The sequence below is a fragment of the Lutispora sp. QWL-02 genome, from assembly GCF_058315355.1.
Map to the genome: position 1 here is coordinate 506,791 of NZ_CM177762.1, position 15,209 is coordinate 521,999.

General features: G+C 42.1%; 13 protein-coding genes. 10 read left to right on the plus strand and 3 right to left on the minus strand.

All coding sequences use genetic code 11. The annotated features are described in order from the left end of the window. Nucleotides 1-26: 26 nt before the first annotated feature. The 3 genes from AC4HCY_RS02185 to AC4HCY_RS02195 form a co-directional block, all read right to left on the minus strand. Complete coding sequence (locus tag AC4HCY_RS02185; protein ID WP_491095292.1) at nt 27-1,007, minus strand: ATP-binding protein; 981 nt, start codon at nt 1,005-1,007, stop codon at nt 27-29. Then, nucleotides 1,000-2,022 carry a DnaD domain protein gene (locus AC4HCY_RS02190; RefSeq protein WP_491095293.1) on the minus strand — a complete coding sequence of 341 codons (1,023 nt, stop codon included), beginning with the start codon at nt 2,020-2,022 and terminating at the stop codon, nt 1,000-1,002. The genes AC4HCY_RS02185 and AC4HCY_RS02190 overlap by 8 nt, the downstream gene beginning before the upstream one ends. Before the next feature lie 313 nt (nt 2,023-2,335). After that, entirely contained in the window at nt 2,336-3,133 is a 798-nt protein-coding gene (locus AC4HCY_RS02195; RefSeq protein ID WP_323432374.1) for a hypothetical protein, read from the minus strand. Nucleotides 3,134-3,350: 217 nt separating this feature from the next. Here AC4HCY_RS02195 and AC4HCY_RS02200 point away from each other — a divergent pair, with 217 nt between their 5' ends. The 10 genes from AC4HCY_RS02200 to AC4HCY_RS02245 all read left to right on the plus strand — a co-directional run bounded on the left by AC4HCY_RS02200 (nt 3,351) and on the right by AC4HCY_RS02245 (nt 14,962). Next, a complete protein-coding gene (locus tag AC4HCY_RS02200) occupies nt 3,351-5,306 on the plus strand; it encodes a DUF4910 domain-containing protein (protein WP_491095294.1) in 1,956 nt (651 codons plus the stop codon). Between the two features lie 91 nt (nt 5,307-5,397). Then, nucleotides 5,398-6,615 carry a pyridoxal phosphate-dependent aminotransferase gene (locus AC4HCY_RS02205; protein WP_491095295.1) on the plus strand — a complete coding sequence of 406 codons (1,218 nt, stop codon included), beginning with the start codon at nt 5,398-5,400 and terminating at the stop codon, nt 6,613-6,615. A 33-nt stretch (nt 6,616-6,648) separates the two neighbouring features. Beyond that, a complete protein-coding gene (locus AC4HCY_RS02210; RefSeq protein ID WP_323432377.1) occupies nt 6,649-7,617 on the plus strand; it encodes an ABC transporter permease in 969 nt (322 codons plus the stop codon). Continuing rightward, the gene (locus tag AC4HCY_RS02215) at nt 7,604-8,473 is read left to right on the plus strand and encodes an ABC transporter permease (protein WP_323432378.1); all 870 of its coding nucleotides are present in this window, start codon (nt 7,604-7,606) and stop codon (nt 8,471-8,473) included. Before AC4HCY_RS02210 ends, AC4HCY_RS02215 begins: the two co-directional genes overlap by 14 nt. 15 nt (nt 8,474-8,488) lie before the next feature. Then, nucleotides 8,489-9,469 (plus strand): ABC transporter ATP-binding protein, encoded by a 981-nt coding sequence (locus AC4HCY_RS02220; protein ID WP_323432379.1) that lies wholly within the window; start codon nt 8,489-8,491, stop codon nt 9,467-9,469. Further along, nucleotides 9,469-10,416, plus strand: a complete 948-nt coding sequence (locus tag AC4HCY_RS02225; protein ID WP_491095296.1) for an ABC transporter ATP-binding protein — start codon at nt 9,469-9,471, stop codon at nt 10,414-10,416. Before AC4HCY_RS02220 ends, AC4HCY_RS02225 begins: the two co-directional genes overlap by 1 nt. Before the next feature lie 63 nt (nt 10,417-10,479). Continuing rightward, nucleotides 10,480-12,027, plus strand: coding sequence for a glutathione ABC transporter substrate-binding protein (locus tag AC4HCY_RS02230; RefSeq protein WP_491095297.1), 1,548 nt, complete (start codon nt 10,480-10,482; stop codon nt 12,025-12,027). A 111-nt stretch (nt 12,028-12,138) separates the two neighbouring features. Next, nucleotides 12,139-13,206, plus strand: coding sequence for a M24 family metallopeptidase (locus AC4HCY_RS02235; protein ID WP_491095298.1), 1,068 nt, complete (start codon nt 12,139-12,141; stop codon nt 13,204-13,206). Between the two features lie 21 nt (nt 13,207-13,227). Then, on the plus strand, nt 13,228-14,511 hold the full coding sequence (locus AC4HCY_RS02240; RefSeq protein WP_491095299.1) for a M24 family metallopeptidase: 1,284 nt from the start codon (nt 13,228-13,230) through the stop codon (nt 14,509-14,511). Between the two features lie 73 nt (nt 14,512-14,584). Continuing rightward, complete coding sequence (locus AC4HCY_RS02245; RefSeq protein ID WP_323432384.1) at nt 14,585-14,962, plus strand: RidA family protein; 378 nt, start codon at nt 14,585-14,587, stop codon at nt 14,960-14,962. The last annotated feature ends 247 nt before the right edge of the window (nt 14,963-15,209 follow it).

The following is a 15,209-nucleotide window of genomic DNA, read 5'->3' on the forward strand; positions in this document are numbered from 1 at the left end:
CCTCGCCGACCGCGAGGGTAGTTTATTTATATTATATCATGCATCTTAAGCCTTATATCTTCACCGTAGAACTCGAACATATCAAAGTTGCCGAATATTCTTGAGGATATCCTCTCAGAATAAGCCTTCATTATTTCATCCACATCCAGATTGGTGGATATTATCATCTTTTTGTGGTCTGTAAGCCTTTTATTCAACATATTGTATATGACAAGGCCGGAAAACTGGGTGTTCAACTCAGTGCCCAGATCATCTATTATGAGCAGGTCGCATTCATATACATCCTTTAAAGCCTCATCTCCCGCTTCTTCATTGTCAAAATCGAATTTGAACTTTCTCACCAGGTCTATCAAGTCCGGAGATGATTGATATATGACGCTTTTGCCCGCGTCCAGCAAGCTCTTGGCTATGGAGTTGCATAGAAAGGTCTTGCCAAGGCCCGGTCTCCCTATAAACAGCAGATTTTTGCCGTGATTGTCAAATTCTTGTGCATATTTTATGCATTCAAAATATATTTCCTTCATATTTTCTCTGGGAGATACTCTATTGTCCATTAATTCGTCCGAGTAATAGTTGATGTTGAAGTTATCGAAGTTTTCCTGGGCTATCCTATGAGAAAGCTTGAACTGCTTATACTGATGAGCGATAAGTTTTTGTGTTAAGCAGTTGCATCTTTCCAATCCCACATAGCCTGTATCCTTGCATTTTTTGCAATTATATTTTATTTGGAGATAATCTTTCGGATATTCATTTGCCGTGAGTATTTCTGCTTTTTCCACTTTCAAATCTGTTTGTTTTTTATGCAAATCTTCCACCAGCTTTTCATGGTCCCCGGTATTATTCAGCACTGCTTTGGTTATGGATATGCTCAGGTTTATCATCTCATCATCAATTTCTTTTAGCCTCGGCAGTTTGGCATAGAGCTCCTCTTTTCTGCTTTCCAGCTCTCTTTTGCTCTTTTCTCTGGCTTCTTCATATTCCTTCATGATGGCCTGGATATTATTCACTTAACTCACCTCTGCTCTTTTTTAGGAGCCTTTGTTTTAGAAGATCTGCGTCATATGTACGGCCTTTGAAATTATTGAAGCTGCTCTTCCCTGTTTTGGGCGTGCTTTTTTTCGCTTCAGTATTATTTCTGGACAGATAAGCTTCGATTTCATCCATCGCTTTTATGTTCTTCCCATGCCATTCCGACAGCACCTTGTCTATGTAAGAAAATGAAGGCTTCAAGGTCTTGGCTGTGAGCTCGCAGGCTTTGATCACCGCTTCGTCGGAGAAGGAAAACTCATAAAACCATTTCTGCAGCATTTCCTCTTCCACCGCTGTGGGCTGACGGCCAATCCTGAGAAAGTTTAATACCTTGCTGTACTTTTGCCATTTTTCCTTGTGGCGGTTGGCATAGATCAAGGCCTTTTCCTGAGAATCCACCCCTGCATCGAACCAGTTTTTGGCTACTTGCTTCAGATAAGGGAGATCCTTCTTGCTTCTGGAATAGCAGTCTTCCACTATCATGACCACGATCTCAGGGGGGAAGCCATAATCGTCTATCCAGTCTAAAAATGTGAAGATTTCATTTTGAGACAGCTCCCTGCCGGAAATTTTTCTTATGTAATCGAACATATCTTTAACCTTTATGTTCTGTCTTGCCAGTATGATCCTATCTACACTGTTCTTTCCGGGTTTGCTCTCCTTGCCCTTTATGTTCAGAACCAGCTCTTTTATATCCATAAATTCTATTACATTATTGTCTTCTTTCTCGGATTGCTGTATAACCCGGAGTATGCCCTGGGCCTCCCAGTACTGCCAAGCCTTCCTTACCTCTTCTAAAGATATATTCACTGTTTTGGCGATTATTTCATCAGATAAGTAATTGTTTTGAAGGCTATAGGAGCATTTAAGCCCCAATAGATACACCTTGACATAATCTCCCGGAGCTGACGGCATATAGTGGTTTATAAAAGTATTTTCCACCGGTGTATGGCCTAAGTCTTCATTGTAGGCTATGTATTTGAAGTAATTCATATCAATTCCTCCCGAAACAGGAATAAAATCCGGTTTATAATCTATTATAGCATAATTTTCATTCTGATAATCCTACTTGCTTTGTAGTTTGTCCGGCAAATGCTTTTCTCATCAAAAAAATTGTATAGTTCAATAGCCTTTTATATGAATTATTGCCAATAAAAATATAAAAATCATATAAGTTTATAAAATATAATGCACCAATATATGGTGCATTATATTTTATAGATTGTATTATAAGTATTGCTTATATTTATATATTAATTATAAGGCTGTTCCTTTTCTGATTTATTCCAATAATCAATAGCAATTATCAGGAAATTGTGCGCGGATTTCTTTCGTATTCTTCAAGCTCACTTCGCAGATTTTGATTGAGTATTTTTATATATTTACCCTTTACCCCCCTTGTTCTTGTAACTATCAAAGTTGCCAGCTCAAGCTTTTTAAGGGCCCCGGATACTGTAGATGGGGTTGTATAAGTTTTGCATGCAATAGAATTGAGAAAGACCTCACCGCTATCTCCCTTGATGGCCTCCAAAATAGCGCGGGCGGCTTTTTTCTCGCTGAATGTAAGGGAGTTTACAGCCAGCTTGGCCTTGGCAGCCTCCATAGAGAGGTGCTGTATTTTCTCCTGTTCCTGCCGCAACATTTCTATCGAGACTATTGCACAAGTGTACTCGCACAAAATCTTGTCTGACTCGGAAAAAGGTTCTTCATATCTTATGAATAATATACCTGCTACTTTTTTAAATGCAGAAAATATTGGATACATAGAGTAGTATCTGTTTCTGAAAAGACAGTGTTTCACATCTGCATAGGTGCATTTTGGGTGCTCCTCATACATATCTGTAATGCTCATGTTGTTTTTACTGAAAAAATCCATATAGTACTGAGGGAGTTCTTCATTTTCAAGGGAGCACTTCGTATATGGACAAAGAAACTTTTGTGCAACTGAGTAAGCAAATATATGCCCATTAGTATTAAAAAGATAGATATTGCAACCTATTATACCGCAAAGTTCATCACAAAGTGCGTCAAGTGGTATAAATGTGGTTGCAGATCTACTAAATACTGTATTTAATCTGTGTATTTTACTGACAATATTGTCCAAGCTGCTGCCCCCCTTCACCATGATATTTATTTAATAATTTTATCATCTATCTGAGTTAAATACAAGTTGGTACTTGTAAAAGGGATGCTTTTTTGTTGCATAATTAGTGACTGGCGAGTATTCTGAATTCTCCTGTTTCCATTGCTTTAGAGACAAGCTGTGCTATACTGATGAATAATAATTCAGTATAAATCTTCGTATAGAAGGAGGCCCTGAAATGGTAAAATCCAACGCGGCATTTACTTTGCAAAGATGCATAGAGGTCATAAATGATGCCTGCAGCGATGGTGAGGCAATGAGCTTTGTCAGAGAAGTCTCCGCTTTTCATAGGATACAGGCCTCACAGGGATACAGAGCTGCTGCAGAGTGTACAGCTGGTATTCTGCGGGAAAACGGCCTGGATGTTTGCATTCACAGCTATCCTGCCGATGGAAGGACTCTCTGCTTTACCCAGAAGCTCTTTAAGGAATGGAATTGCACAGAAGGGTGGCTGGAAATTACCTTGCCATGGCAGGAGCGCCTTTCTGATTTTAACCGCGAGGAAATGTCCATTATACAGCGCAGTGCAAGTATGGATTTTTCAAATAAGGATATCACAATCATATATGTAGAGAATAATATTGCTCCGGCAGATTTTAATACTTCCCTTGCAGGAGCTTTACTCTTTGTGGAAAATGATTTTGACAAATGGTATAACCGTGCCATAGACTTAGGTGCGCTGGGCATTATAACCGTGTCCATGCCGGAAATAAAGCCTGTACGCATAAATATGAGTGAGGATGAGGAAATGGCTTATTCCCATGCAAATCTCAGTTTTCATATTTATAGTGAGGAACAGGAGAATAAGCTTTGCGGCTTTGCCATATCACCCTATAGCGGCAAAAGGCTTCGTGAAGCTTGCATAGCTATGGCAGCTGAAGAAAGAAGGCCTACGGCGCGCTTTAAGGTTTCTTCAACTTTGACGGAGGGCTTTATAGAAAACGTTGATGCTGTTATCCATGGTGATACGGATGAGGAAATATTGATGGTAGCCCACTTGTGCCACCCGCGCTCCAGCGTAAATGATAACGCTTCCGGTGTGGCAGCGGCTATGGAAGCAATGTGCGCCCTTGGAAGGCTTATCGCAGATGGTACTCTTCCTCGCCCGCACAGGACAATAAGGTTGCTGCTGATACCAGAGTTTACAGGCACATATGCATTTCTTAAGGAAAACGAGGACAGGCTCTCTAAGATAGTGGCGGGTATAAATCTTGACATGGTAGCAGGCTGTCAGAACGGCAAAGCAGGTCCAACCATTATTGTTGATACGCCCGATTGTGCTCATTCCTTCTCCGGGGATCTTTCATCGATCATTATGGGAGAGCTGTCAAAGGAATGCAGCTTTGGGGGTAAGGACAGATATGTCCCCCTTTTTATGGGTGTTAAGGTGCCATTTGCTTTTGGCAGTGATCATTATATTCTTTCTGATCCTACTGTAGACATTCCTACTGTTGCACTAACGCAGTGGCCGGATAAGACCTATCACACAAGTGCCGACAGCATTGATCATATTGATCCGAAAATGCTTCGCCGTTCTGCGGCTTTAGCAGGCTCATATTGCTACATATATTCAAGGTTTACCGTGGAAGATGCAGAAGCTGTAATACCTGAGGTTTCTGACCGATTTTTTCAGTATATAAACAGCTTGAGAAGAAACAAGGCTTGCAGTGATGCCAGAGAACGCTGCGATTATATTAGGGATATATATTTTGCGACCCTCAACCGTATTTTATCTCTTTTTAATGAAAAAGAGTTCTGTCAGATTTCATCGGTGATCGAGGATGAAAAGAAACTTTTTCTCCGCCTTGAACAGATTTACTTTAAAAGAGGAGAAAAAAATCCTTTGTCATCCTCTCCCATTCCCCTTAGATTATTCAAGGCTCCTCTTGCGATGAGGAGCATAATAGGAGACATGACCTTCCAAGAAAAGAAAAAACTCTATGGCTTGCGCAGCAAATATCCCGGGTATCCTTCCTTGGATGATTATTTAGTTTATGAAGCTGACGGTAAAAGAACTGCAGCGGATATTGCACGCCGAGTTTATTTTCAGACCGGAGTGGAATGCAGCAATTATGCTGAAGAGTTTTTTGAAATATTGGCTGATATTGGTCTTATAAAGCTTACAAACTCTTAGCCTCTGAAACAGCATAATTGTTATCAGTTAGAATAATATTTTAAATTAAACTTATTGAAATAGAAGCAAAATTGAAAGGAAAGATAATGGGATGATTGTAAAAAAAATGACACCGGCTTTTCAAAAAGCCGAGGGGGGACTTTTTTCAGCAGTAGAAAAAGCAGACGTAGGTGATGCAGTCCTCAAGATGGGCGAACGTGGCGTGGCACTAATGATGTGGGCTGATCCTTTCTATCCCCATCCATCTATTCCGCCTCATGTAGCACAAGCAATGACAGATTCTATCAACAGCGGCTTTGCCAGCCATTATACTGCGCCTATCGGCAATAGTGAGCTTAAGGTAGAAATAGCAAAAAAACTTAAAAAGATAAATGGAATGGAAGTCGAACCACAAAGAAATATTCTTATCACACCCGGATCCGATTCCGGCCTGTTCTTCGCCATGCTTCTCTTTATAGACAAAGGCGATGAAGTGATGATAATAGACCCCAGCTACCCCAATAATTTTCAAAATACAGAGATTATGGGCGGTAAAGTGGTCCGCATACCTGTTTATGCAGAAGATGGCTATCAGTTTAGGATTGAGGAATTTGAAAAAAGACTCACACCAAAAACAAAGATGATCGTCCTGACAAATCCCAACAATCCGACGACTGCTGTTTATCGCCGGGAAAAGCTTTCCAGCCTTGCGGATTTTGCAATAAAAAATGATTTGGTCGTTGTAGTCGATCAGGCTTTTGAACAGCCATGCTTCGACGGTATAGAGATGGTTTCGATAGCTGCTCTTCCGGGTATGTGGGAGCGTACCGTTTCCGTATTTTCCATTTCAAAGGGTATGGGGCTAAGCGGTTTGCGTGTGGGGTATATAGTTGCCGATGCCAAGGTCATTGACAAGATGTATGGAACAGCCGTTACCGTGATCGGCGCCGCAAATACAACCGCACAGCTGGGAGCCATTGCCGCTTTGCGTGATGACAGCTTTATGGAGTCTTATTTTCAAAGCTTTGACAGACGCAGAAAAATCGTATATGAGCTTCTTCACGATGTACCCGGTGTTTCTATGATCATGTCAGAGTCAGGTTTTCTATCCTGGGTGGACGTTTCCCGTTTGGGCACAGGAAGTGAAATAACGTCCTACCTTAATGATGAGGCGCTTGTAGCGATAAACTCAGGTGCTCCCTATGGGAACGAGGGAAGGGGGCATGTGCGCATTGTTCACGGCGCTCTCAATGAAGATCAGCTTCGGGAGGCTGTAATACGAATGAGAAAGGCTCTTATAAAACTTGCAGAAAAAAAAGGTGTCAAATAATAAGTATTTAAACCATTTTAAGGAGTGAACAATTTGTTAAGGTATATTGGTAAAAGACTTCTGATGATGATACCCGTGCTTCTCGGAGTTATCATAATTGTTTTTACAATTATGTATATGACGCCTGGTGATCCTGCTAGAATGATTCTTGGTGAAGCGGCATCAGCTTCGGCAGTTGAAGAACTCAGCGAAACTTTAGGGCTCAATGATTCTTATTTTGTGCAGCTATTGCGCTATATAAAAGACCTGGTATTTGACTTCGATCTTGGCAACTCCTATGCATCTAAGAAACCGGTAATAGATGAAATTTTGGAGAGGTTCCCGACTACAATACTTTTAGCAACACTCAGCGTTGCAATTTCGGTAATTGTGGGAGTATCTATGGGTATAATCTCCGCCACCAAGCAATATTCGATATTTGACAAGATAGCAACAAGCATATCCTTGATAGGAGTATCCATGCCGACATTTTGGGCGGGGCTTATGGCGGTAATAATATTCTCGGTATATCTGAGATGGCTGCCGGCATCAGGTTCCTACGGGTGGAAGTACTGGATTCTTCCTTCGCTTACGCTGGGTCTTTCGAGCTCCGCTACAATCATGAGAATGACCAGATCCAGCATGCTTGAGGTAATTCGCCAGGATTATATACGAACAGCAAGGGCAAAAGGGCAAAATGAACGTGTAGTTATTATATATCATGCACTTAAAAATGCTATGATACCTGTTATTACAGTAATTGGGATGCGTTTTGGCACACTCCTCGGCGGCTCTGTGCTTATCGAATCTGTATTTGCAATTTCCGGCCTTGGAAAGTTTATCATAGACAGTATAAATATGAGAGACAACCCTGTCGTGCAGGGCGGTGTTCTTTTACTTGCTCTGTCTTTTAGTATTTGTAATCTTTTGGTAGATATATTATATGGATTTATTGATCCCAGGATTAAGTCCCAGTACAAACTGTCCAGGAAAAGGGGGCCCAAAAAGAATGTGGAAGCGTAACAAAAAAGGTCCAAAAAAAGGTTTTTGGAATGATGCCTGGCATCGCTTGAAAAAGAATAAAAGTGCAATGTTTGCTCTCATAACACTTGCTGCTCTGATAATTTGTGCAATATTTGCAGATTACATTGCCCCCTATCCTTATGATCTTCAGGATTACAGCCACACATTTGAGTTTCCCAGCAAACAGCATCTTCTTGGCACTGACAATTTTGGCCGTGATATACTCAGCCGTATTATTTACGGCAGCCGCATATCCCTCATAGTTGGGTTTTCTTCAATCATTGCGGCAATCATCTTTGGAGGGTTGCTTGGTGCTATTTCCGGATACTATGGCGGAAAAGTGGACAATATGCTCATGCGTGCTATGGATATTCTCATGGCCATTCCGGGTATGCTCCTTGCAATATCCCTTGCGGCGGCCCTCAAGCCAGGCTTGTTTAATCTGGTAATAGCCATTGCTATTGCTGATATTCCGGGGTATGCTCGTGTTGTTCGCGCTTCTGTCCTTACCATAAAGGATCAGGAGTATATAGAAGCAGCACAGTGTATAGGCGCCTCAGATTCGAGAATTATTCTCAAACATATCATACCTAACTGCCTTGCACCAATTATTGTTCAGGCAACCTTGGGTATGGCAGGCGCTATACTTTCCGCTTCTGCATTGAGCTTCCTTGGACTTGGCATACAACCTCCTACACCGGAGTGGGGCTCTATGCTTTCATCCGCAAGGCAGTACATCAGAGCTTACTGGCATATGGCCACCTTCCCGGGAGTTGCAATTATGATAACTATCTTTGCTTTGAATGTACTGGGTGATGGATTGCGTGATGCGTTAGATCCTCGACTTAAGAACTAAGGAGGTCACAGTAGAATGGACAATGACAATATTATTGAAATAAAAAACCTTACTATTCAATATAAAACCGATGAGCGTACTGTTGAGGCTGTAAACGGGCTTAATCTTACCTTGTCCCGGGGTGAAACTCTTGGTCTTGTTGGTGAAACGGGGGCAGGTAAAACTACCACTGCTTTAGGCATTATGGGACTTATACCTGATCCTCCCGGAATAGTTACTGAAGGAGAAATCATTTTTCAGGGTCAGGACCTTCTAAAGCTCAATAAGCATAAGCTCAGAGCTATTCGCGGTAAAAAGATATCTATGATATTTCAAGATCCTATGACTTCTTTAAATCCTGTTGTTACAGTAGGAGATCAGATCGCAGAAAGTTTTCGTATCCATGAAAAGCTTTCATATGCTGACGCTACTTTAAAGGCAAAGGAAATGCTTGAGCTTGTTGGTATTCCCGGAGAGCGCTACTCAGAATACCCTCATCAGTTTTCGGGCGGGATGAAGCAGCGTGTTATTATTGCCATAGCTCTTTCCTGCAACCCGGAGCTGCTTTTGGCGGATGAACCCACCACTGCATTGGATGTTACCATTCAAGCACAGGTTCTTGACCTTATCTCAAAACTAAAAAGAGAGAAAAATACATCCATGATCCTGATAACCCATGATCTTGGTGTTGTTGTGGAAGTGTGTGACAAAGTTGCCATTATGTATGCTGGTGAAATAGTGGAATATGGTTCACTCATACAAATTTATGATAACACATGCCACCCATATACAAAGGGACTTTTTGGTTCCATCCCGGATATTGAGTCTAAAGCGGACAGGCTTAGCCCTATTCCGGGACTTATGCCTGACCCTGCAAATCTTCCTAGGGGCTGCAGTTTTGAACCTCGCTGCAAGTATTCTTGCGAGAAATGCAAAACACAGAATCCCCCTGATATAGAAGTAGAGGCGGGACATTTTGTAAAATGCTTCAATTTTGAGAAAGGAGGGAACGAATAATGTCTGAACTGCTTAGAGTAGAAAATCTCAAAAAATATTTCAAAACCCCAAAAGGGCTCCTCCACGCTGTAGACGATGTTTCCTTCTCAATAGAAAGAGGCGAAACGCTGGGTATTGTAGGAGAATCAGGCTGTGGCAAATCTACCCTTGGCCGCTGCATTATTCATCTTCTCGAGCCGACCGAGGGGAAGATTTTCTTTGAGGATAAGGATATAACCAATATCAGCGGTGATAGGCTTAAGGAATCCAGAAAGGATATGCAGATGATATTTCAGGATCCTTTCTCTTCCATAAATCCCCGCATGACTGTCAAAAGCATAATTGTGGAGCCTATGATAATCCATAATATGTACGACGGTGACAAGATAAAGCAGGAGAAAGCGGTTCTCGAAATAATGGAAACGGTGGGGCTTGCAGAGCGTCTTGCTGATTCATATCCCCATGAGCTTGACGGAGGACGCCGGCAGAGAATCGGCATAGCGCGTGCTCTCGCATTGGAGCCAAAGTTTATTGTCTGCGACGAGCCGGTTTCTGCCCTTGATGTTTCCATTCAGGCACAGATACTCAATCTTATGCAGGATCTGCAGGAACAAAGAGGCCTTACTTATATATTCATCACACATAATCTTTCAGTGGTTAAGCATATATCCGATAATATTTGCGTTATGTATTTAGGTACACTAGTGGAGAAGTGCTCCTCTGACAGGCTTTTTGAAAAGCAGTTCCATCCCTATACTCAAGCGCTTCTTTCTGCTATACCGATAGCAAAAGTCAATGTCAGGAGAGAGCGCATACTGCTTAAAGGGGAAATAGCTTCTCCCATAGATCCTGCTCCCGGATGCCGTTTCGCACCTCGCTGCCTTTATACAAAGCCTGAGTGTTTAAAATTGCAGCCTGAGCTTAAGGAGCTTGAGCCGGGGCATTTTGTAGCATGCCATCTATATTGATTTTTTATTAAACCAGCATACAAGGCTGTTTTATAAATACTAAAAATGAAAAGGAGAATGTATATGAAAAAGTTCAGAAACGTACTTGCAGTCATGCTTGCCATTGCCATGGTATTGACGGTAGGCTGCAGTGCAAAGACAAATGCACCTGATTCCGGCACTGATACTCCCAAAGAAGTAAAAGATACAATCATAATTGCTCAGGGAGCAGATGCCAAATCCCTTGATCCTTACGGTACGACAGATTCCCCTGCAGGACGTGTGGCAAGCTGCATTTTTGATACCCTTGTTACTCGTGATGATGAGGGCAACGTAGCACCGGGCCTTGCAGAGAGCTGGGAAATTGTTGATGACACAACCTATATCTTTCACCTGAGAAAGGGCGTTAAGTTCCATAACGGTGAGGAGTTTAAAGCAAGCGATGTAGCCTTCTCTTTTTCCCAAATTGCTCAATCTCCCCACGCTGAATCTATCAGAGCAACCATCGACTTTGAAAAATCTAAGGTTATCGATGATTACACCTTTGAAATGAAGATGACTGAGCCATTTGGACCTATTCTAAACCACCTTGGTCACGTTGTTATGTCAATTGTAAATGAGAAAGCTTATACAGAGGCAGGAGATAAGGTCGGTCAGAATCCTGTAGGAACAGGCCCTTACAAGTTTGTAAGCTGGACAACCGGTGACCGCATAGACCTTATAGCCAACGAAGATTACTGGGGTAATAAACCTAAAATAAAGAATGTGGTATTTAGAAGCATACCTGAGATCGCAAGCCGTTCCATCGAAGTTGAAACAGGAGGGATAGATGTTTCTATTGATGTGCAGGCTTCCGAGCTTAGCCGTCTTGAGTCAAATAAAGATGTCAAGGTATTCAGGCGCCAGGCTTCCAGAATCAACTTCCTTTGCTTCAATTGCAAAAAAGCTCCTTTTGATAACATCAAGGTAAGACAGGCTATCAATATGGCAATAAATAAGGAAGCTATTTTCAACGTTGTTTATCAAGGTGTCGGATCAATTGCGTCTGCTCCTATGAGCAGTGTTGTATGGTCCTTTAATGATAAGCTGGCTCCTCACGAATACAACATTGAGAAGGCAAAAGCCCTCTTGGCAGAGGCTGGATATCCAAATGGTCTTGAAATTACTATCTCATGTGATCAAAACCAGGAACGCCTTGATACTGCTGAAATGGCTCAGGCACAGTTATCAGAAATAGGAGTAAAGGTCAATATCGAGACCCTTGAACGCGGCGCATTTATTGATAAGGTAATCGGAGGCAATCTTGAGATGTTCGGGCTTGGCTGGACATCGGATACAGGAGATCCGGATTATTCTCTTTATGCCTCTTTCCACTCTTCTATGCATGGAGCAGGCGGCAACATGTCCTTCTATACAAATAAGAAGGTCGATGAGCTTCTGCAACTTGGCCGTTCCTCCACAGATCCGGAGGTCAGGAAAAATGCATATTTTGAGGCCCAAGAAATAGTTTGGGAAGAAGTCCCCTGCGTATTCCTCCAGTGCCCTGAAGAAGTCGTAGTATACAATGCCAATATTCAAGGATTTGGTGTATATGACGACGGTCAGCTCAAGATTGAGGATTTCTACTTCTAAAATTATCTTGTATAAACACAGCTCCCCCCCATTTGGGCGGGGGCTTCCTATCTTGTGGGGCCGGTATAGGCAAAGGCTTGTAGTTGAGAGTCAGCATGGAAAGGTGATAAAATGAGAAAAAGTAACTATGTGCAGAAATTTGCAGCAGAAGCGGATCTTGATGCCGCACTTATATACTGCCCTGCAAATAGGAGATATTTAAGCGGTTTTACAGGCAGCGCAGGCTATGTACTTATAACTCCAATCTCAAAAATTTTTTTTTCGGATTTTCGCTATATAGAACAGGCTCAGGGTGAATGTAACGGATATGAGATCATACCTATAAAAGGTGAGGATGATGTACTTGCTTATTTGAAGGAGAAAAAAATAGGCAAGCTGGGAGTGGAGAGAGACTTCATGACGCTGCGCTTTGCTGACGCTCTTCGCATTATCAGCGGCGTACAAATATTGTCAGGCATAGATGATCAAATAGTTAATCTTCGAATGATAAAGGATGATGCAGAGCTTTCCAGAATACGGCGCGCCTGCGAGATAACCGATCTTGCCTTTGAGCATGTCATCACACAGATACGCGAGGGTATGACAGAAGCGGAAATAGACTTGGAGCTGCAAAGCTATATGCGAAAGTTCCCGGAAGTTGAGAGGATGGCTGAAAGATTTATTGTGGCGAGCGGCGAGCACGGTTCATTGCCACACGGCATTGCAGGTGCACGCAAGGTGAGAAACGGCGATTTTATAACGATGGACTTTGGATGTAACTGCGGCGGATACTGGTCGGACGTTACACGCACCGTATGCCTGGGCAAGGCTAATGCTAAACAAAAAGAAATATACTCCATAGTTCATTCTGCACAGCAAGCTGCAATAAATATGGTGAGAGTAGGTATAACCGGACGACAGGCGGATAAAGCTGCCCGCGATGTCATAGAAAAAGCCGGCTATGGCAAATATTTCGGGCACGGTCTGGGTCACAGCTTTGGTTTGGATATACACGAAGCTCCGCGCTTCGCTCAAAACACCCAGGGTGATATTACCTTGAAGCCGGGGATGACAATGACTGTGGAGCCTGGCATATATATTCCCGGTTGGGGCGGCGTACGAATAGAGGATGATATAATAATAACCGAAAATGGATGTATTAACCTTACAGGCGCCTGTAAAGATCTTATAGAAATTTAATTAAAAGGAGTGTATTTGAAAATGCACGAAGCCTTAATGAAAACAATTGAAGCAAAAATGGAGGCTGCCGGTCTTTTGCCCATAAAAAAACAGGCTGAATTGAGCACAAGGATCCTGAAGGAAAGACTTGAGGTCATACTACCATGGGCAATGGAGAAATCCGGAATGGACTTCTGGATAATAGCAGCAAGAGAAAATTGTAAAGATCCCATACTTAAAACACTATATCCATGGGATATGTATGATTCAAGAAGGATCGGAATACTTGCATTCCATCGTAATAAAGAAAATGGTGCCATCCGCAAGATGGTAATAGGTTCGTATTCTTCCGAGATGGAAAGCATTTACGAAAGAGTGCAGGGGGCAAATGAAAGTGTCTGGGAAGCCATCAGCAGAATTGTCAAGGAATGCAATCCTTCAAAGATAGCTCTTAACAGGAGTTTAATAGATGGCTTTTGTGATGGTCTTTCCTCCACAATGTATGAGCAATTGAAAGATGCTCTCGGGGAAAACGCTGCAAAGCTCTGCGATGGTGAACCTCTTACAGTACGCTGGCTCCAGAGAGTTTCTCCTATGGAGAAAGAAACGATGAAGACACTTGTCAACATAACACATGATATCGTTAACTACTCTTTCTCTAAACAGTTCATTAAAGTAGGCGAAACCACAACAACTGATATTGAGTGGTTCATGCGTGATGTTATCAACCGCCTGGGATTTCTCTATTGGTTTGGACCAGATATTGACCTTCAGCGCAAAGGCAGCAATGTTTCGCGAATGTTCAACGAAGTTATCCTTCCCGGGGATCTTATTCATTGTGATGTAGGCATAAACGGTATTTATGTGCAGCTGCATACAGACATGCAATGGGTGGCCTATATACTCAAGGATGGAGAAACAGAGGCTCCCAAGGAATTCGAGGACCTTCTTGCTAAAGGAAACAGGCTCCAGGATATAGTTAGAGAGAACATAAAGGTCTGTGCAACGGGAAATGATGCATTCTTTAATTCTATCAATACTGCTAAAGCTGAGGGCATTAACTCCATGATATATACCCATCCCCTGGGTACATTTGGCCATGGCTCAGGCCCCAGGATAGGCCAGTATGGCAAACAGGAGCTTATTCCCGGTGCCGGGGAAAGACCCATCGAAGACAAGACCTGCTACGCGTTGGAACTTAATGTTTCCGACAATATCAAGCTTTGGGATGGCCAGCTTGTATTTATGTATCTTGAGGAAGATATCTGCAAGGATGGCACCGTTGATTTCCTTGATGGGCGGCAGGAAAAGCTAATGCTTGTATAGAAGCATATATTCATTGTATTAAGAGCACATTAAAGCATAATGCTTTAAAATAAAAAAGTAAAGGATGTATATTATGGCAAGTATAAAAACAAATAATGCACCAGCGGCTATAGGCCCATATTCCCAAGGGGTTGTTGTTGACAATTTGGTTTTTGTATCAGGACAGCTTCCGATTAATCCTGCAACAGGAAATTTTGCAGAAGGTGACATCAAAGAATTGACGCGTCAGTGCATAAGAAATATCGGCGCAATCCTCGAAGAAGCAGGAACAGGACTTAGCAAGGTCATCAAGACAACAATTTTTGTAGCAGATCTATCTAATTTTGCTGCAGTTAATGAAGCTTATGCGGAATTCTTCGGTGGGTCTGCTCCTGCACGTTCATGCGTACAGGTAGCTGCTATTCCCAAGGGCGCCCAAATTGAGATTGAAGCCATAGCAAGAATCAAATAATTTATAGTATTTTATCTATTTCATCTCTATGATACAGCAGCATGTCTGAAGCTTCTAATTAATCTGTTGTTCTAGATGATAACAAGTATAAAGCTTCAAGGCTAAGACTTTGTAAGCTTGTATAGGGCTGCGTCAAAACTAACAAACGCTAAGCCTCTTCACAAAATACTCTTTTATCAGCCAGAACAACGAGTTAAGTTATAGCGGATTCAGACATGTAATGCTGATATGTAAAATTTTATTCATA